This window comes from Nocardioides maradonensis, assembly GCF_054777115.1.
The window spans coordinates 251,282-276,113 of record NZ_BAAHAZ010000003.1 but is presented as its reverse complement, the minus strand read 5'-3'; the positions used below and the strand labels follow the sequence as shown (position 1 = coordinate 276,113).

The following is a 24,832-nucleotide window of genomic DNA, read 5'->3' as shown; positions in this document are numbered from 1 at the left end:
GTCCCGTCAGCTGCCGGCGACGCCCAGCGAGCGCTCGGCGAGACCGCCCAGGAGCGCCCGCAGCTCGGCGTCGGAGATGCCGTGCCCGGCGCGCGGCGTGGAGTTGAGCAGCCCGAAGACGGCCTGCGCGCAGGCGTGGGCGGCCGCGGCGGACAGGTCGGCGTCGAGGGCGCGCAGCTGGTCGGCCCACAGGCCGACGTACTGACGCTGCAGCCGGCGGACCTGGTCGCGGGCGTCGGCGGGCAGCGACTCCCAGTCCCGGTCCTGGACGATGATCAGTGCGCGGTGCCCGAGCGCGAACTCCAGGTGCCAGTCGATCAGCCCCCGCAGCGCCCGCACCGGGTCTCCGCCGCCCGCCTCCACGCGCGAGCGACCGACGGCGAGCAGGCGCTCGGAGATCGAGGTGAGCATCTCGGCGAGCATCGCCTGCTTGGACGGGAAGTGCTTGTAGAGAGCCGGTCCGCTGATCCCGCAGGCCGCGCCGAGATCGGCCACCGAGACGCCGTGGAAGCCGCGCGCCGCGAAGAGATCGGCGGCCGTGGCCAGGATCTGCTCACGGCGGGTGGGCGCACTCACGCCCCCAGGTTAGTGCTCGTTCACCTACTGGGGCATGGTCTTCGGCGTCATCAGCCAGTCCGCGGGCTCGGCGTCGGACTGCTGCAGCGCGTCCATGAGCGCGCTGGCGGTGGCCTCGGCGACGTCCGGGATGACGTCGGGGAGCTCCTCGACGACGGTGCCGACGGTCTCGACGGGGTGCACGATGGCGTGGGCGATCGTGCGCAGGCTGCTGCGGACCAGGCGCTCGGCGGTGACGATGACGGACATCTTTCGGTTCCTCTCTCGCGAGCACCTCGGCTCGCGCCGCCCAGTACCCCGACGGCGCCTGTTTCACCCCATTGACCGCAGAGGTTAATGATCATTAACCTTGGGTCCGTGTCCGAACCGACGATGAGCGAGCTGGCCACCGAGCTCCGCGAGCGCCTGGCGCGCGTGCGCCAGGGAGGCAGCGAGGCGGCCCGCCAGAAGCACACCGACCGCGGCAAGCTGCTGCCCCGCGAACGCGTCGACCGGCTGCTCGACCCGGGCAGCCCGTTCCTGGAGATCGCGCCGCTGGCGGCGTACGGGATGTACGGCGAGGATCCCTACTCCGTGCCGTCCGCCGGCGTCGTCGCCGGCATCGGTCGGGTCCAGGGCCGTGACTGCATGGTGCTCGCCAACGACGCGACCGTGAAGGGCGGCACCTACTACCCGCTGTCGGTCAAGAAGCACCTGCGGGCCCAGACGATCGCGGGCGAGAACAACCTGCCGTGCCTCTACCTGGTCGACTCCGGCGGCGCGTTCCTGCCGATGCAGGACGAGGTGTTCCCCGACAAGGAGCACTTCGGCCGGATCTTCTTCAACCAGGCCACCATGAGTGCACGCGGCATCCCGCAGCTCGCCGCGGTCATGGGCTCCTGCACCGCCGGCGGCGCCTACGTGCCGGCGATGTCGGACGAGACCGTCATCGTCAAGAACCAGGGCACGATCTTCCTGGGCGGTCCGCCGCTGGTGAAGGCCGCGACCGGTGAGGTCGTCTCGGCCGAGGACCTTGGTGGAGGCGACGTCCACGCCCGTACGTCGGGCGTCGTCGACCACCTCGCCGACGACGACGCGCACGCGCTGCGGATCCTGCGCGGCATCGTCGACACGCTGCCCCGCCCGGCCGGCTCGACCACCGAGGCGACCTGGGACGAGCCGGTCGAGGCCCCCGAGACGCTCTACGACGTCGTGCCGACGAGCACCCGCACGCCGTACGACGTGCGCGAGGTGATCCGTCGCCTGGTGGACGGGAGCCGCTTCCAGGAGTTCAAGCAGCTGTACGGCGAGACCCTCGTCTGCGCCTTCGCCCGCATCTACGGCCGCGAGGTCGGGATCGTCGCCAACAACGGCATCCTGTTCAGCGAGTCGGCGCTCAAGGGCGCGCACTTCGTCGAGCTGTGCAACCAGCGCGGTATCCCGCTGCTGTTCCTGCAGAACATCACCGGCTTCATGGTCGGGCGGGAGTACGAGAACCGCGGCATCGCCCGCGACGGCGCCAAGCTGGTGACGGCGGTGGCATGCTCGGTGGTCCCGAAGCTCACGGTCGTGATCGGTGGCTCCTTCGGTGCCGGCAACTACGGCATGTGCGGACGCGCCTACGACCCGCGCTTCCTGTGGATGTGGCCGAACGCCCGCATCTCCGTGATGGGCGGCGAGCAGGCCGCGAACGTGCTGGCCACCGTCGCGGGACGCGAGGACGACGACGCGTTCAAGGCACCGATCCGGGAGCAGTACGAGACCCAGGGCTCGCCGTACTACGCCAGCGCGCGGCTCTGGGACGACGGCATCATCGACCCCGCCGACACCCGGCGGGTGCTCGGCATGGCGCTCGAGGTGACCTCGCACGCGCCGGTCCCCAGTCCCTCCTACGGCATCTTCCGGATGTAAGGCGCTCCGCGCATGCAAGGCATCGAGCGGCTCCGCCGCACTCATTGGCTGTTCCCACCGACCAGGCTCGCTCCGCTCGCGGTCGGCCGGGCAAACACTCGCAAGCTCGCGTTTGCAGAGGGGCTCATCTCATGACGACCATTCGTTCCGTCCTCGTCGCCAACCGGGGGGAGATCGCCCGCCGGGTCTTCCGCACCTGTCGTGAGCTCGGGATCACGACCATCGCGGTCCACACCGACCTGGACGCCGACGCGCTGCACGTGCGTGACGCCGATGTCGCGGTGCGGGTGCCGTCCTACCTCGACGCGGCTGCGGTCCTCGACGCGGCTAGGTCCGCGGGCGCGGAGGCGATCCACCCCGGCTACGGCTTCCTGTCCGAGAACGCCGCCTTCGCCCGCGCGGTCACCGATGCCGGCATCACCTGGATCGGCCCGACGCCCGAGGTCATCGAGCAGATGGGCCGCAAGGACGCGGCGCGCGACATCGCCGTGGCGGCTGGGGTTCCCGTGATCCCGTCGTACTCGCTGGACGACGACCCGACCACCTTCGCCTACCCGGTGCTCGCCAAGGCCGCGGCCGGTGGTGGCGGCAAGGGCATGCGCGTCGTGCGGTCCGCGGAGGAGCTGCCCGAGGCGGTCGCCGCGGCGAAGCGGGAGGCGCTCAGCGCCTTCGGTGACGACGCCATGCTCATCGAAAAGTACGTCGAGCGTGGCCGGCACATCGAGGTGCAGATCGTCGGCGACCGCAACGGGAACGTGCTGCACTTCGGGACCCGCGAGTGCTCGGTCCAGCGGCGGCACCAGAAGGTGATCGAGGAGGCCCCGGCGCCCGGGCTGTCCGACGAGCTGCGCGACCGGATCCACGCGGCGGCAGTCGCGCTGGGCGAGGCGGTCGGGTACACGAACGCGGGCACCGTGGAGTTCCTCCTCGACGCCGCGACGGACGACTTCTACTTCCTGGAGATGAACACCCGGCTCCAGGTCGAGCACCCGGTCACCGAGCTCGCGAACGGCGGTCTCGACCTCGTGCGGCTGCAGCTGGTGGTCACCGGGCACGCCGCCCTCGGACAGGCCGAGGTGGAGCGCGCGCCCGTCCACGCGATGGAGGCGCGGGTGTACGCCGAGGACGCCTTCGGCGGCTTCCTGCCCCAGGCCGGCCGGGCCACGACGGTCCACTGGCCGGCCGGCGCCCGCGTCGACCACGCGCTCGAGTCGGGGCAGGTCGTCTCCACGTCGTACGACCCGATGCTGGGCAAGGTCATCGTCTCCGGTGCCGATCGGGACGAGGCGCGACGCAGGCTCGTCGCGGCCCTCGACGACACCGCGATCCTCGGTCTCACCACGAACACCGGCTTCCTGCGGGTGCTCGCGGCGAGCGAGGAGTTCGCCGAGGAGGGCGGGATCGACACCGCCTGGCTGGACCGCAACGAGGTCCCCGCACCCGACCCGACCCCGGCGCGCGAGCTCGCGGCCCGGCTCTGGCTGGACGCGCACCGCGAGCACGCCGGCCCGTTCGCCGGCGACGGCTTCCGGATGGGCGGCCCCGCCGAGCCCGCGGTCGTCCAGTTCGCTGACGGATCGGTGGACCTGCCCGGACGTCATACGGACGGAGCGCTCGAAGGCTCCCACCGTATGACGTCCCGCGTCACCGACCACGAGGTCGAGCTCGCCTTCCACGGCCAGCGCTACGTGTTCGTCCGGCCCGACGCGTCCGCCGACCACGGCACCGGCGCGGCCGACGGCACCATCGTCAGCCCGATGCCCGGCACCGTCCTCGACGTCCGCGTGGCACCGGGGGATGCTGTGAGCGAGGGCCAGGTCCTCGGGGTCGTGGAGGCGATGAAGATGGAGCTCGCGCTGAAGGCGCCGTACGACGGCGTGGTGACCGAGGTGGGCGCCGCGGTCGCGCAGCAGGTGGCCCTGGGTGCGACGCTCTTCGTGGTGGAGGCGTCATGAGCGTGCTGCCGATGGTCGTGCCCGAGCCTGGTCTCCCGACCCGGGTCACGATCTACGAGGTCGGCGCCCGCGACGGCCTGCAGAACGAGAAGGCCGCCGTCCCCACCGCCGTGAAGAGCGAGTTCATCCACCGGCTCTGCGCGGCCGGTGCGCCGGTCGTGGAGGCGACGTCGTTCGTGCACCCGACGTGGGTGCCGCAGCTCGCCGACGCGGCCGAGCTGATGACCGGACTCGTGCAGGAGATGGGTGACTCGGCGCGGCAGATGCCGGTGCTGGTCCCGAACGAGCGCGGCCTGGACCGGGCCCTCGAGCTCGGGCTGCGTCACGTCGCCGTCTTCGGCTCGGCCACGGAGACGTTCGCCAACAAGAACCTCAACCGCGGCCTGGAGTCGCAGTTCGAGATGTTCGAGCCGACGATCGCGCGCGCCCTCGAGGCGGGCATGGACGTCCGCGGCTACGTGTCGATGTGCTTCGGCGACCCGTGGGAGGGGGCTGTCCCGATCGAGCAGGTGGTGACGGTCGGTCGCCGGCTGCTCGACCTCGGCTGCGCGCAGCTCAGCCTCGGCGACACGATCGGCGTGGCGACCGCCGGGCACGTGAAGGCGCTCGTCGGTGCCTTCGTCGAGGCCGACGTCGCGGTCGACCGGCTCGCGCTGCACTTCCACGACACCTACGGCCAGGCGCTGACCAACGTGCACGCGGGCCTGCAGTCCGGGGTGACGACCTACGACGCCAGCGCCGGCGGCCTCGGCGGCTGCCCCTACGCGAAGTCGGCCACGGGCAACCTCGCCACCGAGGACCTCGCCTGGTTCCTCACCGGGATGGGCATCGAGCACGGCATCGACCTGCCGGCGTACGTCGCCACCAGCCGGTGGATGGCCGAGCAGCTGGGCCGTCCGAGCCCGTCCGCGGTGGTGCGGGCGCTGGAGCTGTAACACGCCGTTGCGCGAGCTGGGCGCCCGTTTTCGCTGCCACCAGCCCGTCCGAACGGGCTGCCGGCGACCAGAGCCGGCTGCCAGCTCGCGCAACGACGTGTTACAGCGCGAGCGGCGGCGCGGCACCTCAGCGCGGCAGGAGCTCCCGCTCGGCGTACCGCCCCACCCGCCACGTCGAGACCGCGTCAGCGACCATGCCGACCGCGCCGCCGACCACGGGCATCCGCTTGCCGACGGTGGCGGCGAGGCGCTTGCCGATGACCCGGCTGATCAGCTCGCCGGCGATGGCGTTGGCGATGATCGGGTCGGTCTGGGCGTCGTACGCCGGCGACGTCGCGATCGCCATCGGCGGGCCCGGGATCCGGTGCGTCCGGACCATCTTCGCCACGACCTCGTCGCCGAGCAGCGCGACCAGGATCGCGTTGCGGACGCGCGGGTCGTCGAGGTCGTAGCCGCGCAGGTGCGCGATGCCCGCGACCATCCGGCACTGCACGAGCGCGAGGCCGGAGATCGACGCGGGCGCGACCACGGCGGCCGTCACCAGACCACCCAGGTTGGTGACGAGGCCCTCGACGCCGGCGTACCGCACGTGGTTCTCGATGACCTCCTTGATGGCGCGGTCGACGTCACCGTGCTGCTCGCGCAGCTGCGCGTCCGCGGCCGCCGCCGCCCCCGGCAGCGGGCCGACGCCCACGATCGCCCGGTGCAGCGCGTGCCGCACGAACGCCTCGGTCGCCCCCGGCGCCATCGTGGTCACCTTCGGGGCGAGCTGGCGCGCGACCTCGGCCGCGACTCCGCTCTTCACGCTCTTCCGCATGTCATCCATCCCATCACGAGGACCAACGGTCGGTGCCGGCCGCTAGTTTCGGTCCTGTGCCCATCGAACCGCCGCCGACACCCTGGGTGTTCCCGACGACGGCCGAGCTGAGCACCCTTCCGGCCGCGGCGTCCGGCACACCCGAGGACGAGCTGGACCCCAGCGACCTCGTCGCGATCGGCGCCGACCTCGCGCCGGGGACGCTGCTGGCGGCGTACCGCTGTGGGCTGTTCCCGATGCCCGAGGGCCCGCGCTCGATCGGCTGGTGGTGCCCCGCGCGCCGCGGCGTCCTCGAGCTCACCGACCTCCGTGTCTCGCGCAGCCTGCGCCGCAGCGTGCGCGACTTCGAGATCCGCATGGACACCGCCTTCGAGCAGGTCATCGCGGCGTGCGCGGATCCCGACCGCCCGCACGGGTGGATCGACCGCCGCATCCAGCAGGCGTACGTCGAGCTGCACCGGCTCGGCTGGGCCCACTCCGTCGAGGCATGGCGCGACGGGCGCCTGGCGGGTGGTCTGTACGGCGTCGCCCTCGGCGGCCTGTTCGCCGGCGAGTCGATGTTCCACCACGAGCGCGACGCCTCGAAGGTGGCCCTCGTCGGCCTGGTCGAGCACCTGCGCGCCGACCCGCACAGCGCCGGGCGGCTCATCGACGTCCAGTGGCCGACCCCGCACCTGCGCTCGCTGGGCGTGACGGAGCGGTCGCGCGCGGCGTACCTCTCCGGGCTGGGGATGCTCCTCGACGTGCCGGCCGCCGATTTCACGGGTCGGTGCGGTTAGAACACGAGGGCGTCGGGCATGGTGGCCGGCATGACGACGATCAAGCGATCCGCTCTCGCCCTCAGCGCCGCGGCCCTGCTGGGCCTCTCGCTCACCGCCTGTGGCAGCGGCGGCGGCTCCAGCGCTCCGACGAGCGCGTCCAAGGCCGACTTCTGCGCGGCGTACGGTAGCGGCGACCAGGCGTTCGCCAACGTCGGCGACTCGGACTACTCCGGCGCGGCCGACGCGATGCACACCATGGCCGACAAGCTCAAGAAGGTCGGTACGCCGTCCGACATCCCGGCTGACGCCCGCGCGGGCTTCGAGGCGCTCGTCGACGCCGCGGGCAAGGCCTCGGCGGACAAGCTCGAGTCCGGCGCCAAGGCCATCCAGTCCGCCGCGGCGAACGGCGACTCGGGCTCGGAGAGCGACCTCATCGGCAAGATGTTCGGCCTCAGCTCCGACCAGATGACCAAGGTCACGACGTTCACCACCTGGGCCAAGACCTACTGCTGAGACCCGACCCGATCCGGACGCCGGCCGGCCCTCTCGGGGGCCGGCCGGCGTTTGCTTGCATTTCCCGGGCGCGGCCAGTTGGCTGCACCCATGACCCTCACTCGTCCCGCCCTCGCGCTCGGTGTCGCGGCTCTGATGACTGCCACGCTCACCGGCTGCGGAGGTTCCGGAGGGGCCTCCGCGGGGGCGTCCAAGGAGGCGTTCTGCAACGCCTGGGGATCGGTGAAGGCGGCGAACGACGAGGGCAGCAGCAAGGCGGCGTTCACCGCGATCCAGACCGCGGTGAAGCAGCTGAAGGGGGTCGGCACCCCGAGCGACATCACCGCCGATGCCCACGCCGGCTTCGACGTCCTGGTCGACTCGGTCCTCAAGGCGACCTGGACGAACGTCAAGGGCTCGAACAGCGCGAAGGGCTTCCCGACGGAGTCGGGCGCGGACCGCGCGAAGGTGGCGGCGTTCGTCTCCTGGGTCGGCCAGGAGTGCCCCGCCTGAGCAGCCGCCTCAGCCGACGTACGCCGGCTGGCCGGTCTCGCTGACCATCGGCCGGCCCGCCGCGGCCCAGTCGAGCATGCCGCCGGCCAGGTTGACCACGTCGTACCCCTGCTGGGAGAGGTAGGCGACCGCCTGCGCCGACCGTCCTCCGACCTTGCAGACCACCAGGGTCTGGGCGGCGTCGAGCGCGGCGACCTCGTCCAGCCGGACCGGCAGCGTGCTGAGCGGGATGTGCAGCGCGCCCTCGATGTGGCCGGCCGCCCACTCGTCGGGCTCGCGGACGTCGAGGACGGCCACACCCTCGGGCAGCGGGTTCGGGACGTTCTCGATCGCGATGGTGGGGATCATGGCTCCTCGTTCTACTTCAACAGCTTCGACATCCGGCGGTCGGCGAGGGGCTTGCCGCCGGTCTGGCAGGTGGCGCAGTACTGCAGGCTGGAGTCGGCGAACGACACCTCGCGCACCACGTCGCCGCACACCGGGCACTGCTGACCGGTGCGGCCGTGCACGGCGAGGTTCGACTTCTTCTCCGACTTCAGCTCGCTCGCGGCGAGTCCGCGGGAGCGCTCGACCGCGGCGCCCAGGGTGTCGCGGATCGACAGGTACAGGGTGGCGAGGTCCTCGTCGACCACGCTCTTGGCCGGTTTGAAGGGCGACATCCGGGCCGCGTGCAGGATCTCGTCGGAGTAGGCGTTGCCGATCCCGGCGATGGTGCCCTGGTGCCGCAGCACGCCCTTGATCTGCTTGCCGCCCTCGGACTCGAGGATCTCGGCGAGGGCCTCGATCGTGAACTCCTCCGACAACGGGTCCGGGCCGAGCGAGGCGATGCCGGGGACGTCGAGCGGGTCGCGCACCAGGTAGCACGCGAGCGACTTCTTGGTGCCGGCCTCGGTGACGTCGAGGCCGGGGGTCACGTCGCTGCCGTCATCGGGGGAGAGCACGACCCGCACCGCGAGGGTGGACTTCATGCTCGGCTTCGGCGGCAGCGCGGGCACCTCGTCGCGCCACCGCACCCAGCCCGCCCGCGCCAGGTGGAAGATCAGGTGCAGCCCGCTCGCCTCGATGTCGAGGAACTTCCCGTGTCGTCGTACGCCGTCGACGAGCGTGCCCTCGATCGCCGTCAGCGGCGGGTCGTAGGTCTTCAGCGCGCTGAACTGGGGCACGTGGATCGTGGTGATCGCGCGCCCGGACAACCGGCCGGTCAGGTCCTGGGCCAGCGCCTCCACCTCGGGCAGCTCGGGCATGGGCCCCACTCTAGGCAGGTCGGACCCTGGCGCGGTGTCGGTGGTGCGGCGCATGATGCGGGTATGAGCACGATCCGCCCGGTGCCGAGCGTCGGCTCCGTCCACCTGGACGGCCGCGGTGACCGCGCGCTGCGGGTGAGCTGGCACGCGGAGGCCGGGGTGGTGGTGCTGTCGATCTGGCACCAGAACGTGTGCACGGGGACGGTGCGGTTGACTCCCGAGCAGGTCCCCGACCTGATCGAGACGCTGCGCCAGGCCACCGGTCCCACCCCGGTCGAGCAGCGGCCGCTGTTGGCGTGAGCAGCGCACGATCCGACACGCTAGCGATGTCTACGGCGCCTGCTAGAGACGCCGATACGGTCTGATCGTGGACCCGATCCGGAACCCCTACGCGCCCGGCGCGGGGCAGCGGCCGCCCGAGCTGGCGGGCCGTGACGAGCAGCTGGCGGCCTTCGACGTGGTGCTCGAGCGGGTGGCCCGTGGGCGTCCCGAGCGGAGCCTGGTGCTGACCGGGCTGCGCGGGGTCGGCAAGACGGTGCTGCTGAACGCGCTCCGGGGCGCGGCGGTGCGCAAGGGGTGGGGCACCGGCAAGCTGGAGGCGCGACCGGAGCAGAGCCTGCGCCGACCGCTCGCGGGCGCGCTGCACCAGGCGGTGCGCGAGCTCGGCCACCCCGAGCCCGACGAGACCGCCCAGGTCCTCGGCGTGGTGCGGGCGTTCGTCGAGCGCGACGCCGGTGCCGACGCGAAGCTGCGCGACCGCTGGAGCCCGGGGATCGACGCAGCTGTCGTGCGGGGTCGTGCCGACTCCGGCGACATCGAGATCGACCTGGTCGAGCTGCTCACCGACGTCGGCGGGCTCGCGGCCGACGTGGGCAAGGGCGTCGGCATCTTCATCGACGAGATGCAGGACCTCGGCGCCGACGACGTCTCGGCGCTCTGCGCCGCCTGCCACGAGCTCAGCCAGAACGGCCTGCCCGTCATCGTGGTCGGGGCGGGTCTCCCGCACCTGCCCGCCGTGCTGAGCGCGAGCAAGTCCTACTCCGAGCGGCTGTTCTCCTACCAGCGCATCGACCGGCTCTCCCGCGAGGCCGCGGACCGGGCGCTGGCCGCGCCGGCCGCGGAGGAGGACGCCGAGTACGAGCCCGCCGCCCTGGCCGCCATGTACGAGGCCACCGGTGGCTACCCCTACTTCATCCAGGCCTACGGGAAGGCTGCGTGGGACCTCGCCCCGCGCAGCCCGATCACCGCCGACGACATCGCGGTCGCCGCACCCGAGGCCGAGCGCGAGCTCGCCGTGGGCTTCTTCGGGTCGCGCTACGAGCGGGCGACACCGGGGGAGCGGGAGTACCTGCGGGCGATGGCCGACGCCGCCGGCACCGAGGCCGACGACCCGGTGGGCACCGTGGCGACGGCGGACGTCGCCGGCGTACTCAACAAGAAGCCGCAGTCCCTCTCGCCGGCCCGCGACGCACTGCTGAAGAAGGGGCTGATCTACTCGGGCGAACGCGGCAGGATTGCCTTCACGGTCCCGCACTTCGGCCGGTACCTGCGCACCCAGTCCTGAGGAGCAAACGATGAAGTACGCCGTCCTGGGCACCGGCATGGTCGGCAACGCCATCGCCGCACGACTCGCCGAGCTGGGCCACGAGGTCACGATGGGCACCCGCGACCCCGCCGCGACGCAGGCGCGCGAAGGCTACGACCCGATCGCGGGCGTCGCGCTCGCCACCTTCGCCGACGCGGCTGCCGGTGCGGAGGTGGTCGTCAACGCCACCAACGGCGACGCGACCCTCACCGTCCTGGAGCAGGCCGGTGCGGCCAACCTCGCGGGCAAGCCGCTCGTCGACATCTCCAACGGGCTCGACTTCTCCGGCGGGTTCCCGCCCCTGGTCACCGCGCCCCAGGACGACTCGATCGGCGAGCAGGTGCAGCGCGCCTTCCCCGACGCGTTGGTGGTGAAGACGCTGAACACCCTCAACGCCTCGGTCATGACGCACCCGGAGGCGCTGCCGGAGCCGACGTCGGTCTTCGTCTCCGGCGACGACGCGGGGGCGAAGGCGACGGTCACGGCGATGCTGCGGGAGTTCGGGCACACCGACGTCATCGACCTCGGCGACATCACCACCGCCCGCGGCACCGAGTGGATGATGCCGTTCTGGCTGCGGCTGATGCAGGCGCTCGGGACGCCTGCGTTCAACTACCGCATCGTCCGCGCCTGACGCGTCAGAGGGGCTCGACCCCGTGCCGGCGCGGGGTGACCGTGTCCATCAGCCGGTGGCGGGGCAGCTGTGCGAGCAGCTCGGCCAGCCAGGCCCGGGTCTCGCTGGGGCGGATGACGGCGTCGTACCCGAAGCCCTCGGCGCCCCGGACCGCACTGGCGCGGTCGTCGAAGGCGGCGGCGATCTCCCGCTTCTTCGCCGCCCGGTCCTCGTCGGCCACTGCCTCGAGCTCGCGCTTGAAGACCAGCTCGACCGCGGTCTCGGCCGCCATGACGGCCGTTTCCGCGTGCGGCCAGGCGACGACCAGCTCGGGGGAGAACGTGCGACCGCCCGACATCATCACGTAGCCGCCGCCGTACCCCTTGCGTGCGACGACGGTGAACAGCGGCACGGTGGCGTACCCGTACGCCGCCGACATCCGCAGGCTCGCGCGGCCCAGCCCGCTGCGCTCCGCCTCGATGCCGACCGCCAGGCCGGGCAGGTCGATCAGCGTCAGCACGGGGATGCCGAACGCGTCGCACAGCGACACCATCCGACTCGCCTTCGCGCACGCGGCGGTGTCGAGCATCCCGGCGCGGACGGCGGGCTGGTTGGCGACGATGCCGATCGGGTTGCCGTCGACGCGGGCCAGCAGGGTCACCATGTTGCGTGCGTACGCCGGCCGCAGCTCGACCTCGCTGTCCTCGTCGACGATGCCCGCGATGACGTCGTACATGTCGTAGGAGCGGCGGGCGTCCGCGGTGACGGTGTCGTCGAGGGCTCGCGCAGCGGCCGGGCGGGGCAGGGAGGACGCGCGGACCGGTAGCGGTGCCTCGGCGTTGCTGGGGAGCGTGTCGAGGTACATCCGGATCGCGTCGAAGGCCTCCTCCTCGCTGTCGACGGCGAGGTCGATGTTGCCGAACTCCGCCTGGGCATCGGGGCCGCTCACGTCGTCGCCGAGAACCTCGCCGGTCGCGGCCTTCACCAGGGGCGGCGGCGCCATGCCGAGGGTTGCGATGCCGCGTACGGCGATCACGTAGTCGCACAGCGAGGCGCTCAGGGTGGGGGCGCCGAACCCGGGGCCGAGGAGCGCCGCGACCAGCGGGACCCAGCCGCTCATCCGCGTGTGCAGGTGCTGGATGTCGACGCCGATCGCGAACTCCTTGGCGTCCAGGCCCTCGTGGATCCGGTGGCCGCCGCCGTCGAGCAGCATCACGACGGGGATGCCGCGGGTTCCGGCGAGTGAGTAGACGCGGCGGATCTTCTCGTTGCCGACCGCGCCGTTGCTGCCGCCCGCCGCGGTGAAGTCGCTCGCCACGACCACGACGGGACGCTCGTCGATCTCCGCCGTCCCGCACACGACGCCGTCGGCCGGGACCGGTCCGCCGTCCGGGCCGGTCCCGGTGACCAGCGCGCCGAACTCGCGGAAGGTGCCGGGATCGGTCAGCGCGGCGATCCGCTCTCGGGCGGTCAGCTTGCCGCGTCGGTGCTGCTTCTCGACCGCCTCGGGGCGGCCGGCGTCGAGGACTGCGGCGAGGGCGGTCTCGTGGGGCAGGGGTGCCGGGTGCGTCACGGGGCCAACTCTGCCGGGTGGAGGTGGCGGGCCGGCAACGGCTCAGGAAGTTTCCACGGCAACCAAGCGGTACCATGGGTCTGTGGGAACGCGTTGGTTGGACGACCGCGAGGAGGTCGCGTGGCGGGGATGGCTCGACGCGCACACCCTGCTGTCGGCGGCGCTCGGGCGTGAGCTGCAGCGGACCAGCGGGCTGTCGTTCGCCGACTACGAGGTGCTCGTCAACCTGACCGACGTCCCGGAGCGGACGCTGCGGATGTACGAGCTCGGCGAGCGGATGCAGTGGGAGAAGAGCCGGCTGTCCAAGCAGGTCTCACGGATGGCGGCGCGGGGGCTGGTGGCCCGTCGTGAGTGCGCCGACGACCGCCGCGGTGCGTTCGTCGACCTGACGCCGGCCGGAGCCGCGGCGATCGAGGCGGCCGCGCCGGCCCACGTCGAGCTCGTACGGGAGCTGTTCTTCGACCACCTCACGCCCGAGCAGGTGGACGCCTTGGCCGCGGTCACCGCGATCGTGCAGGAACGGCTCGCGACCACGACCTCCACCGTCGAGCAGCCCTAGCCTCGATCCCGGTGCAGACCCCGCCACTACCCTGCTCGTGTGGGTCACGGTCACGGGCACGGCCACCGAGCGGTACGCAGCGTCGACGCATCGGTACGGGTGGACACCCTGCCGCGGTGGCTGCTCCTCGGTGGTCTGGCGCTGGCGCTGCTCGGGACGATCGCCGGCCTGGTGGTGTGGTGGCCGAGCCACAGCGTCAAGGTCGACCAGGCGTCCGCAGGCCAGGCGGGCGTGCTCTTCGCCGCCCCCGGGGTCACGTTCCCGCACGCCACGGTGGAGACGGTCGGTCCGCTGTGCCCGACCGGCGGCACCCCTGCCCCGAAGACCACCCCGCCCTGCGGGACGCTGTCGGTCGACCTCGGCGCGGGGCAGGGACCGATCGACGTGACGGTGCCCCCGGAGGTCATCACGTCCGGGCTGGCCACGGGCGACCGCGTCGAGCTGATCCGCACACCCGGTGGCGACGGCTCGCCGCCGACGTACGCGTACTTCGCGACGCTGCGAGGCGGGACGTTGCTCTGGTTGGCGCTGGTCTTCGTGCTGGTGGTGCTCGCCGTGGCCCGGCTGCGTGGCCTGCTCGCCCTGGTCGGGCTCGCGTTCGGCGGTGCCGTGGTCTGGTGGTTCCTCCTCCCGGCCCTGTACGACGGCGCGCCCGGCGCCGGGGTTGCCCTCGTCGGCGCGGCCGCGATCATGTTCGTGGTGCTCTACACGACCCACGGCCTCTCGCTGCGCACCAGCGCGGCGCTGGCCGGCACGCTGCTCGGGATCGCGCTGACCGCGGGCATCGGGGCGTGGGCGATGAGCAGCGCCCACCTCACCGGGATCGCCGACGAGGGCGGCTCGACCCTGCAGACGCTCAGCCCCTCGCTCGACTTCCGCGCGCTGCTATCGGCTGCGGTCGTCATCGCGGGCCTGGGCGTGCTCAACGACGTCACCATCACCCAGGCGTCGGCGGTGTGGGAGCTCCGCGCCGCCACCCCGAACGCCTCGCGGCGGACGATCTTCACCAGCGCGATGCGGATCGGTCGCGACCACATCGCCTCGACCATCTACACGATCGTGTTCGCCTACGTGGGGACCGCCGTGATCGGACTGCTCCTGCTGCAGGTCTACGGTCTGCCGATCACCCGCCTGCTCTCCCACGAGCAGCTCGCGGAGGAGGTCGTGCGCACGCTCGCCAGCGCGATCGGCCTGGTCCTGGCGGTGCCGGTCACGACGGCGCTCGCCGCCCTGCTGGTGTCGCCGGGGGTGCGGCAGCCGGCCGGCCGGCGGATCGCGGGCATGCCGGCCACTCACGACGAGGGCTCCGTCCAGCCCAGCTGAAGCCCGGTCGGCGGCCCGTCGCGGCTGACCAGCCGCGCCCGGCCCGGCACCGCCCGCACCGGCCGGAGCCCGCCGATCAACGGACCCTCCTCGGGGTCTCCGGACAGCAGCAGACCCGGGTGTCCCAGGTCCAGGAGCGTGCGTAGCACCGGGTCATAGAGCGCCCGGGCAGCGCCGCCCGTGCGTCGACTCAGCATCAGGTGCAGCCCGACGTCCGCGGCCTGGGCGAGCAGCGGCTGCAATGGTGCCAGCACGCCGTCGGCGACCAGGTCGTGGTCGTCGACGACCACGAACACCTCGGCGCCCTCCCACCACGACTTCGTGCGGAGCCGGGCCGCGTCGACCTCCGGCCCGGGCAGCCGCCGGGTGAGGTACACCGCCAGGTCGGCCAGCGCCCGCTCGGCTGCCACGCCTCCGGTGACGTGCCCGAGGAGGTGCTCGGGTGGCACCTCGCCGAGCAGCGACCGGCGGGGATCGACGAGCAGCAGGCGCGCCTGGTCGGGGCCGCGGCTGCGGACGACCTCGCGGCAGAGTGCGCGCAGCACGGCGGTCCGCCCCGATCCGCGATCGCCCAGGACGAGCAGGTGCGGGTCGGCGTCGAGGTCCAGCATCACCGGTGCGAGCGCGGCTTCGTCGACGCCGACGACGACCTCGCGTCCACGAGCGCGCGGGTCCCCGATCGCGTCCAGGGCGATCCGCCGGGGGAGCAGGCGCAGCTTCGGTCCGGGCGGCCCGGTCCAGGCCGCGGCGATGTCGGCGACGAGATCGCTCAGGCCGCCACCCTCGCGGCCGGGCAGGGCCGAGAGGAAGTGCAGCCCCTCGGTCGTGAGGCCGCGCCCCGGCCGCGCCGGAACCCGCGCGGCCGCCCGTCGGCCGATCTCGGAGTCCATCGGGTCGCCCAACCGCAGCTCCAGCCTGCTGCCGAACAGGTCGCGGCTCGCGGCCCGGAAGTCCGACCACCGCAGCGCGCTCGCGACCACGTGGATGCCATAGGCCAGCCCGCGTGCCTGCAGTTGAGCCAGCCCGGGCTCGAGGTCGTCGAAGTCGGCGCGCAGCGTGCCCCAGCCGTCGACCACGAGGAACGCCTCTCCGTGGTCGTCCCCGGTCGAACCGCCCGCGGCCTGGCGGTGGTCCAGGAGCGCGGTGAGCTCGGCGACGACCCGACGGACGACCTCGGGCTCCGTGCGTCCGGCCGCACCGGCGACGTGCGGCAGGCCGGTCAGTGGCGCGAGCCCGCCGCCGAGGTCGAGGAGGTAGACCTGCACCTCCTGTGGTGTGTGCGCGAGGGCCAGGGCGGTGACGAGCGTCTGCAGCAGCGTGCTCTTGCCGCTGCGCGGAGCACCCACCACCGCGACGTGCCCGCCGGCCTCGGTCAGGTCGAGGAGCAGCGGGTCGCGGCGCTGCTCGCGTGGCCGGTCGACCACGCCGACCGGCAGGACGAGACGCCCTGCCGCAGACTCGTCGACGAGCCGCCCCAGTCGCTCCGGCTCCTCCAGGGGCGGCAGCCACACCTGCCGGGCCCGCGGGCCGTGCCGGGCCAGGCGTCGTACGGCGACGTCGAGCTGGGTCTCGTCGGTGGTGGCCCGCGCCGGTTCGGAGGACACCGGCACCTCGCCCAGCGTGAAGGGCAGCACCCGGGGCGACCGGCCGGCCGGTGCGGCCGGCCTCGAGACGTACGCCGCCGTGAACCGCCGCAGGGTCGTCGGGTCGGACCGCAGGTAGCCGACGCCCGGCACGGCCGGCAACTCGTGCGCGTCCGGTACGCCGAGGACGGCACGTGACTCCTGCGCGCTGAACGTGCGCAGGCCGATCCGGTACGACAGGTGCGAGTCGAGCCCGCGCAGCCGCCCCTCCTCGAGCCGCTGCGAGGCGAGGAGCAGGTGGATGCCGAGGGACCGGCCCAAGCGGCCGATCGACACGAACAGGTCGATCAGCTCGGGCTCGGCGGCGAGCAGCTCGGAGAACTCGTCGATCACGACGAGCAGCGAGGGGAGCGGGTCGAGGTCGGCGCCGGCGAGCCGGGCCTGCTCGTGCTCGTGCCGCGACGCGAACCCGCCGCCGTCGCGGAGCAGCTGCTGGCGGCGTACCAGCTCACCGGTCAGGGCGTCCCGCATCCGCTCGACCAGGGCGAGGTCATCGTCGAGGTTGGTGATCACGCCGGACACGTGCGGCAGGGCCGCCAGGCCGGCGAAGGTCGCGCCGCCCTTGAAGTCGACGAGCACGAGGGTGAGCCGATCGGGCGGGTGCGCGGTGGCCAGCCCGAGCACGAGGGTCCGCAACAGCTCCGACTTGCCGGAGCCCGTCGCGCCGATGACCAGGCCGTGCGGACCCATGCCGCCGCGCGCGGACTCCTCGAGATCCAGCAGGACCGGGCCGTCGTCGCCGACGCCGATCGGCACGCACAGCCGGTCCTCCGAGGCCCGCGCCGTCAGCAGGGTCGCCAGATCGGGAACCGCGCCGGGAGCATCCGCCCGGTCCGGCGCGATCGCGGCCAAGCGCCGCGCGAGTGCCTCCGCCGACGCGATCGAGCACCGGTCGGCACCTTCCTCGACAGCCGCGGAGGCAGCGCGCCCGACGGACAGGACCGTCATCCCCTCGCGGGGAGACGTCTCGGCGTCGCCGTCGACCACGACCAGCAGGTGCGGACCACCCGGCGGCGGCAGCAGCGACTCGAGCGCGCCGGGATCGTGGTGCACCAGCCGCACCGGACCGACCGCGTCCCCGCGCAGCGGGCTGCCGGCGTGCGGCAGCCACTTCACCCAGTCCCACCGGGCCAGGGCGGAGGGAGCGGCGAGGACGGCGATCGCGAGGTGGTCGGGAGGATGGGCCGCGACCGCCGAGCACACCACCGCGCGGGCCCGCGCCCGGGCGTCGTCGCCCGGGCCGGGGACGTCGATGCGCGCCTCCTCGCGCAGGTCGAGCGTGAGCGGCAGATCCGGCCCGGTCCGGTGCGCCAGGGCTAGCCGCCGCGCCAGGGCGGCCGCCGCCGGGTCCGCCTCGGGGTGCTCGTCGGGCGCCACGGGCTCGAGCGCGACCGGCTGCTCGCCGACGCCCCACCGCACCCGGAGGAACCAGGGATGGTCGGGGTCGCGCTGCTCCACCCGCCCGAGCGTCACGAGCGTCGCCAGGTCGTCGGGTGGCGGGTGGTGGCGCAGCAGCTCCTCCCGCTGCTGATCGGCCGCGTCCCGGACCTGGCCCCGCGCCTGCGCGAGGTGGCGCAGGTAGTCGGTCCGTGCCGCATCGGTACGCCGGGCGCGGGTCACCCGCTGCCGGTCGAGCTGGAGCGCCACGACCACCGCCGTGGTGAGCAGGAGGAACCCTGCGGCGACGTACCGCAGCAGGCTGTGGCCGCCGGCCCCGGCGAACAGCGCGACCGACCCGATGCTCGCCAGCATCGGAAGCACGGTCATCGCGGCCCCGCCCGCCGACTCGCGCTCGGGCAGGCGCGGGGGAGCGTCCAGCTGCAGCTGGTCGGACGTGCTGGCGGCGGTCATCGACGGTCCCAATCCCCAAGAGAACGCCCACCCTGGCACCGCCCGCCGACAACGGCGAGCGTTCTCCACAGGGCCCACCGGTGGCCGCCTGTGGACAACCGGCAGCGCCCGTTTCCGCGCCGCCGCGAGCCGGGTAGCCGACGTACCCCGGCACCCACCGCGTGCCCCGACCGGAAGGATGAACCATGGGATCCACCGCACCCGTCCTCGGCCAGGCCCACGGCGCGCTCAGCCGCGCCGCCGGCCTCGTCACCGAGGCGAAGATCGACTTCGAGAGGCAGAGCCAGCGGCTCGACGGGCAGATCGCCGCGATCCGCGGCCGATGGGGAGGAGACGGCGCGAGCGCCTTCTTCGCGCTGCACCGGGCCTGGCAGGAGCAGCACCGGGTCGTCGTCGGCGCGCTCGACCGCTTCCACGCGGCCCTCCTCGCCACCGAGCACGACAACACGCGCGTCGACCAGCAGACCGGTGACGCGATGCACCGCCTCGCCGGCCAGCTCGGCACGGTCTGAGGAGGCGGCGATGACCGACCTCGACGGCCTGCGGGTCGAGCACGCCGCGCTCGACGGTGCCGCGGCGGACATGGACGACACGGTGGGGCGGATGGACGACCGGCTGGACCGGCTGGAGTCCGACCTCGCGCCGCTGCGCTCCGAGTGGGCCGGTGCCCAGCAGGAGGCCTACCGCACGGCGAAGGCGCAGTGGGACGGCGCGATGCGGCAGATGCGCAACCTGCTCGACCAGAGCCACCGCACGGTCTACTCCGCCAACCTGGACTACGTCGCCGCCGACAACCGCGGCGCGTCCCGGTTCGAGTTCTGAGCGGCGCCGATGGGCGCGGCGGTGCGGGTGAGTGTCGCGGCGGGCACCCGCCGGGTCGACGTCGCGCTGCCTGCGGCCGTCCCCGTCGCCGAGCTCGTACCCGAGCTCGCGGCGGTGCTCGGGATGACCGGCGCGGCCACGATCGCGACGGTCACCGGCCGTCGGCTCGCGACCGACCAGAGCCTCGCCGTGCAGGACGTCGTCGACGGCAGCGTCCTCGTGCTCACGACCGGTCGCCTCCCGCCGCCGCGGATCCACGACGACCCCGCCGAGGCGATGGCCGAGGCGGTCGAGGAGTACGTCGCTCCCTGGCCGTCCGGCGCCCGACGCCCGGCCGCGCTCGTGGCGAGTGCGCTGCTGCTCGCGACCGCACTCGGCGCCGCGCTCCACCCGCTCGCCGCCGTCGCGCCCGTCCCCGCCCGTTGCCTGCTCGCCGCGGCCGCGCTGCTGGTGCTGGCCGGCGACACCTTCCCTCGCTGGGCGGTGACCACCGTCGTCCGTACCGCCGGCGAGGGCCCGGTCGACCTCGACCGCACCCGCGCCGATGCCGGCAGGGCCCACCGGTTGTTGCTGGGGATGGTCGCCGGCACCGGCCTGCTGCTCGTCGCCATCGCCCCGCTCGCCGCCGAGCTCGGCCCCTGGGCGATGGTGCTCGTGGTCGACGCCGCCGTCGTGCTGGCGCTGCGGGCACGGCGTCACCACAGCGGAGCCGAGGTCCTCGCGGCCCTCGTCACCGCCCTCGCCGCCGTGCTGGTCACGGCGACGCTCGCCACCGACCAGCCCCGCTCCCTCGCGGCAGCGACGGCCGGGACGGCGGCCACCGGTGCGCTCCTCCTCACCGGACTGGCCGTACCCGCCTCCGCCCGCCGCGCCAGGGCCGCGGAGCTCCTCGAGGCGCTCGCGGTCGTGGCGCTCCTCCCGCTGGTCGTCGCCGCGACCGGGCTCCTCCCCTGGCTGCGTACGGCGGTCGCGCGATGAGCAGCCGCGACCTGGTCGACGCGGCGGTCTTCCACCGGCGCCGCCTGGTGGCCGCCTTCCTGACCGCGCGTGCCGACGCCCAGGCCCCGCCACGCCCCGGCCGTCGCGTGCTGGTCGGTGCGGTCATCGCCGGTCTGTTGCTGGTGGGTGCGGCACTCAGCGGGCTCGCGGCGGTGGCGGCGTACCTACCCGGCAGGTGAGGGGGTCAGCACCGCCGCCACGTCCGGGAGCGGGGCCCGGCACACGGCAGCGGCGTCGTCGGGCGACAGGCCGAGCATCCGCAGGATCCCGTCGGTGACCTGGTCCGTGAGCCCGGCGTCGTCCCGATCCGGGTCGTCGTGGATCGCCTGTCCGAGGGCGAGGGCGGCTCCGGCCGCGACGAGGTAGGCGGCGTACGGGTCGGACACGGTGAACCTGCCGCTCTCGCAACCTCGCCGGATGTCGCGCAGCGCGCGCGGACCCAGCCCCTGCTCGGAGGTGATCAGCGCGGTCCCGCAGGACAGCAGGACCCGGCTGAGCTGCGGCTCGACCCGGTGAAGACGCCCGGTCAGGCGGTAGCTGCGGGCGAACACCTCGGCGGGGTCGTCCAGGTCCTCGGTCCAGGCGTCCAGAACGGCGCCATGGACCTCGAGCGCGGCCTCGACGGCGGCCTGGAAGAGCGCCTCCTTCGTCTCGAAGTGGTTGTAGAAGGAGCCCATCCCGACATCCGCGAGCTCGGTGATCTCGAGGATGGGGATGTCGGTGCGGTTCTCGGCGAGCAGCTGCTGGGCCGCGCGCACGAGCGCCGCCCGGGTCTGCGCCTTGCGGCGCTCTCCCCGCTTCCGGGCCGCTGCGGCAACCGCTTCGGACATGGGACACCTCCTGATCGCCGCGACTCTAACCCAGCGACTCCCAATTCTGACGAATTCGTCAAGAAGTCTTGACTGACGGTCCGTTCGTGGTTGACGATTCCATCAAGAACGATTGAGCGAGGGCAGATGACCACCCACCACACCCACAACGACCTGCACAGCGAGCAGGGCGCCCTGCCCGGAGAGCACCCCGGGCGCGCCAAGAACCCGGTCATCAAGGTCACGGACCTCGCCTGGCTGGAGTTCGAGAAGCCCGACCTGGACCGCGCCGAGCAGTTCGCCCATGCCTTCGGCTTCGCGACCGTCGCCCGGACCGGCGACGAGCTGCAGCTGCGCGGAGCGCTCGAAGGCTCTCCCTGCGTGATCATCCGCAAGGGACAGCGGTCACGCTTCGCCGGGGCCGCGTTCCAGGCAGCAGATGCCAAGGACCTCGTGCGCCTGGCCGACGCCACCGGGACTCGGGTGACCAACCTCCCCGACAGCATCGGGGGCCTGGTCGTCGACCTGGAGGACCCGAGCGGGGCCGGCGTCCGCGTCACGGCCGACAACCATCGCCTGCCGGAGCTCGGGCTCCAGGACGCGCACCGCTACAACATGGGTGGCACCGTGCAGCGCACCAACGCCACGCAGCGTCCGCCGCGGGCGCCCGCCGTCGTCGAGCGCCTCGGCCACGTCGTGCTGCAGTCGACGCGCTACCGCGAGACCCTCGACTGGTACCTGGAGCACCTGGGCCTGATCGTCAGCGACTTCAAGTACTTCGACGGCCAGCGTGAAGCCGGCCCGACCATGAGCTTCATCCGCTGCGACCAGGGGTCGAGGGCTGTCGACCACCACACGCTGGCGCTCACCCTGGGTCCGCGGAACCGGTACGTGCACTCGGCGTACCAGGTGAGCGACCTCGACGCCCTCGCCGCCGGTGGAGAGTTCCTCCTCGACCAGGGATACGACCGGTCGTGGGGGATCGGGCGTCACATCGAGGGGAGCCAGATCTTCGACTACTGGCGCGATCCCGACGGTTTACTCGTCGAGCACTTCACCGACGGCGACCTGTTCGACTCCAGCCTGGAGCCCGGTTGGTCGCCCATGACCGCCTCGGGCCTGGCCCAGTGGGGCCCGCCCGCCTCCGCCGACTTCCTCGGCGTCAAGCCCAACCGCCTGGACACCTTCCTCGAGCTCGGCTCGATGGTGTCCGCCCTGCGGGACGACAACGAGTTCACTCCCCGGCGCCTCGCCGGCCTGCTGAAGGTGGCCCGCTCATGAGCACGACCGTCCTCCGCACCGCTGACGCCTGGTGGGTGCAGACGCCCGCCGGCGCGATCCGCATCGACACCGCAGCCGCCACGACGGCCGACCTCCTGGCCGATCGCGCGAGCATCGACGCGGCTGCGACGAGTGGCGCCGACGCTACGCCGATCGCCGACCTCACGTTGGTCTCCCCGGTCACGGCACCGTGTCGCGTGGTCGCGCAGATGACCAACTTCCGCTCCCACGTCGCCGACGCCGGGATGAACCCCGACACCATCCCGATGACCTTCTTCCGCAAGGCATCGGGCTCGATCTGCGGTCCCTTCGACGACATCGTCAAGCCGGCGCACGTGAAGCTGCTCGACTACGAGGTCGAGATCGGGCTCGTCTTCGGCAAGGCCGTGCCGGTCGGGACCGAGATCACCGAGGACAACCTCGCCGACTTCGTGGCCGGTCTCGTCGTCACCAACGACGTCAGCGCGCGCGACCTCCAGCTGCCGAAGATGCAGTTCTTCGAGTCCAAGTCGTACCCGACGTTCACGCCCGTCGGTCCGGCTCTGGTGCTCCTCGACGCGGACGAGCTCGCACGGTTCGGCGATCTGCGACTGACGCTGCGCGTGAACGGTGAGGTACGCCAGGAGAGCATCGTCGAGGGCGACATGGTCTACCGCCCGCTCGAGGTCGTGCGGTACCTCACCGGCTTCCAGCGCCTGGACGCCGGCGACCTCCTGCTGACCGGCACCCCGGTCGGGACAGCGCTGAGCGCGCCGCCCAAGCCGATCGAGATCATCGGCAGCCTGCTGCCCGCGGAGGTGAAGTGGAAGGCGTTCTTCAAGCGTCAGGCCGCCAACCCCAAGTACCTCAAGGACGGTGACGTCGTCGAGGCGACGGTGGCGACCGCCGACCGCTCGATCGACCTGGGCGTCCAGCGCACCCGCGTCCGCTTCGCGACCCCGGGTGCCCAGTGACCGCGAGCGCCGCGCCCGAAGTGGTCGTGGTCGGAGCCGGACCGACCGGCGTCACCGCGGCCATCCTCCTGGCTCGAGCGGGTGTCCGCACCCAGGTCCTCGACCGCTGGTCGGAGGTGTTCCCCCAGCCCCGTGCTGTCCACCTCGACGACGAGGTCTACCGGATCCTGGCCGGCCTCGGGGTCGCCGAGGAGTTCGCGGGCATCTCCGTCCCGGGCGCCGGCCTCCGGCTGTTGTCACCCGGGCACCGCATCCTGGCGCAGTTCGTCCGCACCGAGACCGAGACCGCGAACGGCTACCCGCAGGCCAACATGTTCGACCAGCCGGCCCTCGAGGCGGTGCTCCGCGCCCGGATGCGCGACCTCGACCTGATCAGCTTCCGCGGGCAGGTCGACGTGACCGACGTACGGGAGGAGGCGGGCCGGGTGGAGGTCGAGTACGTCGACCGCACCACCGGCCGGAGTGACGTCGTACGGCCCCGGTTCGTGCTCGGGTGCGACGGCGCCAACAGCGTGACGCGTCGGTGCATCGGTGCGTCGATGGCGGACCTCGGGTTCCCCGAGCAACGTTGGCTCGTCGTCGACATCGCGACCCCGCGCGACCTCGGCCACTGGGACGGCGTCCACCAGGTGTGCGACAGCCGGCGCGCCGCCACCTACATGCGGATCGGCGAGACCCGGCACCGGTGGGAGTTCCAGCTCCTCGACGACGAGAGCGCATCGGGATTCCAGACTCGCGAGGCGCTCGCCCCGCTCCTCGCCCCGTGGGAGACCCGTACCGACGACCTCGACATCATCCGGGTCGCCGAGTACACCTTCCGCGCGCAGCTGGCGGACACCTGGCGACGAGGCAGCGTCTTCCTCCTCGGGGACGCTGCTCATCTGACGCCGCCGTTCATCGGCCAGGGCATGGGCGCCGGTGTCCGGGACGCGGCCAACCTGGCGTGGAAGATCGCCGCGGTCGTCGACGGCACGCTCGACGCCAGCGTGCTCGACTCCTACGAGACCGAGCGGAAGCCACATGCTCGGGCGATGATCAGGCTCGCGGTCACCGTGGGTCGATGCATGACCAGCGGTGGCCGCGTCGGTGACCGGCTCCGTGGGTTCCTCGTGCCCCTCCTCGAGTACCTGCCCGGCGTACGCGGCCGGGTCATGGACAGCGCCACGCCGGCGCTCGTCGCGTCGTCCGTCAACAGCCGCTCCGGGCGTCGAGGTCTCGCCGGCACCTTGTGCCCGAACGTGGTGCTCAGCTCCGGCGATCGCTTCGACGCCGCCGTCGTTCACCGGTTCGCACTGGTGGTGCGCACCGCGCCGGACCGCTCGACCGGCGAGCGGCTCCGCACGCTCGGGATCGCGGTGATCACGACCGAGGAGGTGCCCGATCTCGCCGACTGGCTCGGCCGGCACCGGGCCGCACTGGTCCGCCCCGACCGGACCGTGCTCGCCGCAGGAGCGGTTGACGACGTGCTGCGGCGGGCGCCGTTCCTGACGAGGGCGGTCCGCGCGGAGAGAGAAGCGGCGGAGCCCCGCTGACCCGACGTCGAACCGAAAGACCTCTCGGCCAGGTCCGGAGATGCCACACCCCTCGCGGCGAGTCAGCCACGAGGGGTGCATCGGCGGATCTGGGGGGATTCGAACC

Annotated in this window: 26 protein-coding genes; 18 read left to right on the top strand and 8 right to left on the bottom strand. The window is 72.9% G+C overall.

The features are described 5' to 3' along the window. Positions 1 to 6: 6 nt before the first annotated feature. Both ACYVAQ_RS04910 and ACYVAQ_RS04905 read right to left on the bottom strand, forming a co-directional pair. On the bottom strand, positions 7 to 576 hold the full coding sequence (locus ACYVAQ_RS04910; RefSeq protein ID WP_460787356.1) for a TetR/AcrR family transcriptional regulator: 570 nt from the start codon (positions 574 to 576) through the stop codon (positions 7 to 9). Positions 577 to 600: 24 nt separating this feature from the next. Next, entirely contained in the window at positions 601 to 825 is a 225-nt protein-coding gene (locus ACYVAQ_RS04905) for a hypothetical protein (protein WP_460787355.1), read from the bottom strand. A 108-nt stretch (positions 826 to 933) separates the two neighbouring features. On the opposite strand from ACYVAQ_RS04905, the gene ACYVAQ_RS04900 reads away from it, so the two are divergent. The 3 genes from ACYVAQ_RS04900 (at position 934) to ACYVAQ_RS04890 (ending at position 5,356) form a co-directional block, all read left to right on the top strand. Continuing rightward, positions 934 to 2,466 carry a carboxyl transferase domain-containing protein gene (locus tag ACYVAQ_RS04900; protein ID WP_460787354.1) on the top strand — a complete coding sequence of 511 codons (1,533 nt, stop codon included), beginning with the start codon at positions 934 to 936 and terminating at the stop codon, positions 2,464 to 2,466. 131 nt (positions 2,467 to 2,597) lie between these two features. After that, positions 2,598 to 4,421 (top strand): acetyl/propionyl/methylcrotonyl-CoA carboxylase subunit alpha, encoded by a 1,824-nt coding sequence (locus ACYVAQ_RS04895; protein ID WP_460787353.1) that lies wholly within the window; start codon positions 2,598 to 2,600, stop codon positions 4,419 to 4,421. Beyond that, positions 4,418 to 5,356, top strand: coding sequence for a hydroxymethylglutaryl-CoA lyase (locus ACYVAQ_RS04890; protein ID WP_460787352.1), 939 nt, complete (start codon positions 4,418 to 4,420; stop codon positions 5,354 to 5,356). The genes ACYVAQ_RS04895 and ACYVAQ_RS04890 overlap by 4 nt, the downstream gene beginning before the upstream one ends. 127 nt (positions 5,357 to 5,483) lie before the next feature. Here the strand turns inward: ACYVAQ_RS04890 and ACYVAQ_RS04885 are convergent, their stop codons facing one another. After that, entirely contained in the window at positions 5,484 to 6,173 is a 690-nt protein-coding gene (locus tag ACYVAQ_RS04885) for an EcsC family protein (RefSeq protein ID WP_460787351.1), read from the bottom strand. Positions 6,174 to 6,229: 56 nt separating this feature from the next. Here ACYVAQ_RS04885 and aat point away from each other — a divergent pair, with 56 nt between their 5' ends. The 3 genes from aat (at position 6,230) to ACYVAQ_RS04870 (ending at position 7,939) form a co-directional block, all read left to right on the top strand. Next, complete coding sequence (aat, locus tag ACYVAQ_RS04880; protein WP_460787350.1) at positions 6,230 to 6,952, top strand: leucyl/phenylalanyl-tRNA--protein transferase; 723 nt, start codon at positions 6,230 to 6,232, stop codon at positions 6,950 to 6,952. A 30-nt stretch (positions 6,953 to 6,982) separates the two neighbouring features. After that, positions 6,983 to 7,447, top strand: a complete 465-nt coding sequence (locus ACYVAQ_RS04875; RefSeq protein ID WP_460787349.1) for a hypothetical protein — start codon at positions 6,983 to 6,985, stop codon at positions 7,445 to 7,447. 90 nt (positions 7,448 to 7,537) lie between these two features. Next, the gene (locus ACYVAQ_RS04870; RefSeq protein WP_460787347.1) at positions 7,538 to 7,939 is read left to right on the top strand and encodes a hypothetical protein; all 402 of its coding nucleotides are present in this window, start codon (positions 7,538 to 7,540) and stop codon (positions 7,937 to 7,939) included. Between the two features lie 9 nt (positions 7,940 to 7,948). Here ACYVAQ_RS04870 and ACYVAQ_RS04865 read toward each other — a convergent pair whose 3' ends face one another. After that, entirely contained in the window at positions 7,949 to 8,287 is a 339-nt protein-coding gene (locus tag ACYVAQ_RS04865) for a rhodanese-like domain-containing protein (protein ID WP_460787346.1), read from the bottom strand. A gap of 11 nt (positions 8,288 to 8,298) precedes the next feature. Beyond that, positions 8,299 to 9,183, bottom strand: coding sequence for an Fpg/Nei family DNA glycosylase (locus tag ACYVAQ_RS04860; protein WP_460787345.1), 885 nt, complete (start codon positions 9,181 to 9,183; stop codon positions 8,299 to 8,301). Positions 9,184 to 9,246: 63 nt separating this feature from the next. Between ACYVAQ_RS04860 and ACYVAQ_RS04855 the strand changes: the two genes are divergently transcribed. From ACYVAQ_RS04855 to ACYVAQ_RS04845, 3 genes are all read left to right on the top strand, one after another. Further along, the gene (locus ACYVAQ_RS04855) at positions 9,247 to 9,483 is read left to right on the top strand and encodes a hypothetical protein (RefSeq protein ID WP_460787344.1); all 237 of its coding nucleotides are present in this window, start codon (positions 9,247 to 9,249) and stop codon (positions 9,481 to 9,483) included. A 67-nt stretch (positions 9,484 to 9,550) separates the two neighbouring features. Continuing rightward, positions 9,551 to 10,747, top strand: coding sequence for an ATP-binding protein (locus tag ACYVAQ_RS04850; RefSeq protein WP_460787343.1), 1,197 nt, complete (start codon positions 9,551 to 9,553; stop codon positions 10,745 to 10,747). A 10-nt stretch (positions 10,748 to 10,757) separates the two neighbouring features. Then, entirely contained in the window at positions 10,758 to 11,402 is a 645-nt protein-coding gene (locus ACYVAQ_RS04845; RefSeq protein ID WP_460787342.1) for an NADPH-dependent F420 reductase, read from the top strand. 4 nt (positions 11,403 to 11,406) lie between these two features. Here the strand turns inward: ACYVAQ_RS04845 and ACYVAQ_RS04840 are convergent, their stop codons facing one another. Next, on the bottom strand, positions 11,407 to 12,954 hold the full coding sequence (locus ACYVAQ_RS04840) for an acyl-CoA carboxylase subunit beta (RefSeq protein WP_460787341.1): 1,548 nt from the start codon (positions 12,952 to 12,954) through the stop codon (positions 11,407 to 11,409). A gap of 82 nt (positions 12,955 to 13,036) precedes the next feature. Here ACYVAQ_RS04840 and ACYVAQ_RS04835 point away from each other — a divergent pair, with 82 nt between their 5' ends. After that, on the top strand, positions 13,037 to 13,513 hold the full coding sequence (locus ACYVAQ_RS04835; RefSeq protein WP_460787340.1) for a MarR family winged helix-turn-helix transcriptional regulator: 477 nt from the start codon (positions 13,037 to 13,039) through the stop codon (positions 13,511 to 13,513). Between the two features lie 39 nt (positions 13,514 to 13,552). Further along, entirely contained in the window at positions 13,553 to 14,836 is a 1,284-nt protein-coding gene (locus ACYVAQ_RS04830) for a YibE/F family protein (RefSeq protein ID WP_460787339.1), read from the top strand. On the opposite strand, the gene eccCb is transcribed toward ACYVAQ_RS04830, so the two are convergent. Continuing rightward, a complete protein-coding gene (gene eccCb / locus ACYVAQ_RS04825) occupies positions 14,806 to 18,330 on the bottom strand; it encodes a type VII secretion protein EccCb (RefSeq protein ID WP_460787338.1) in 3,525 nt (1,174 codons plus the stop codon). The two genes, ACYVAQ_RS04830 and eccCb, sit on opposite strands and share 31 nt — an antisense overlap. A gap of 185 nt (positions 18,331 to 18,515) precedes the next feature. On the opposite strand from eccCb, the gene ACYVAQ_RS04820 reads away from it, so the two are divergent. Genes ACYVAQ_RS04820 through ACYVAQ_RS04805 form a run of 4 tightly spaced genes read left to right on the top strand, consistent with a single transcriptional unit; the run spans position 18,516 to position 20,330 of the window. Then, entirely contained in the window at positions 18,516 to 18,842 is a 327-nt protein-coding gene (locus ACYVAQ_RS04820) for a WXG100 family type VII secretion target (RefSeq protein ID WP_460787337.1), read from the top strand. Positions 18,843 to 18,852: 10 nt separating this feature from the next. Continuing rightward, positions 18,853 to 19,152, top strand: coding sequence for a WXG100 family type VII secretion target (locus ACYVAQ_RS04815; RefSeq protein ID WP_460787336.1), 300 nt, complete (start codon positions 18,853 to 18,855; stop codon positions 19,150 to 19,152). A 9-nt stretch (positions 19,153 to 19,161) separates the two neighbouring features. Beyond that, positions 19,162 to 20,130 carry an EsaB/YukD family protein gene (locus ACYVAQ_RS04810; RefSeq protein ID WP_460787335.1) on the top strand — a complete coding sequence of 323 codons (969 nt, stop codon included), beginning with the start codon at positions 19,162 to 19,164 and terminating at the stop codon, positions 20,128 to 20,130. After that, a complete protein-coding gene (locus ACYVAQ_RS04805; protein ID WP_460787334.1) occupies positions 20,127 to 20,330 on the top strand; it encodes a hypothetical protein in 204 nt (67 codons plus the stop codon). The genes ACYVAQ_RS04810 and ACYVAQ_RS04805 overlap by 4 nt, the downstream gene beginning before the upstream one ends. Here the strand turns inward: ACYVAQ_RS04805 and ACYVAQ_RS04800 are convergent. Beyond that, on the bottom strand, positions 20,316 to 20,981 hold the full coding sequence (locus tag ACYVAQ_RS04800) for a TetR/AcrR family transcriptional regulator (RefSeq protein WP_460787333.1): 666 nt from the start codon (positions 20,979 to 20,981) through the stop codon (positions 20,316 to 20,318). The genes ACYVAQ_RS04805 and ACYVAQ_RS04800 overlap by 15 nt on opposite strands. A gap of 126 nt (positions 20,982 to 21,107) precedes the next feature. Between ACYVAQ_RS04800 and ACYVAQ_RS04795 the strand changes: the two genes are divergently transcribed. The 3 genes from ACYVAQ_RS04795 to mhpA are packed head-to-tail and all read left to right on the top strand — an operon-like array spanning position 21,108 to position 24,726. Next, positions 21,108 to 22,241: a VOC family protein gene (locus ACYVAQ_RS04795; protein ID WP_460787332.1), complete on the top strand. Its 1,134-nt coding sequence runs from the start codon at positions 21,108 to 21,110 to the stop codon at positions 22,239 to 22,241. Beyond that, positions 22,238 to 23,194 (top strand): fumarylacetoacetate hydrolase family protein, encoded by a 957-nt coding sequence (locus ACYVAQ_RS04790; RefSeq protein WP_460787331.1) that lies wholly within the window; start codon positions 22,238 to 22,240, stop codon positions 23,192 to 23,194. Before ACYVAQ_RS04795 ends, ACYVAQ_RS04790 begins: the two co-directional genes overlap by 4 nt. Then, positions 23,191 to 24,726, top strand: coding sequence for a bifunctional 3-(3-hydroxy-phenyl)propionate/3-hydroxycinnamic acid hydroxylase MhpA (mhpA, locus tag ACYVAQ_RS04785; protein WP_460787330.1), 1,536 nt, complete (start codon positions 23,191 to 23,193; stop codon positions 24,724 to 24,726). Before ACYVAQ_RS04790 ends, mhpA begins: the two co-directional genes overlap by 4 nt. Positions 24,727 to 24,832: the final 106 nt, after the last annotated feature.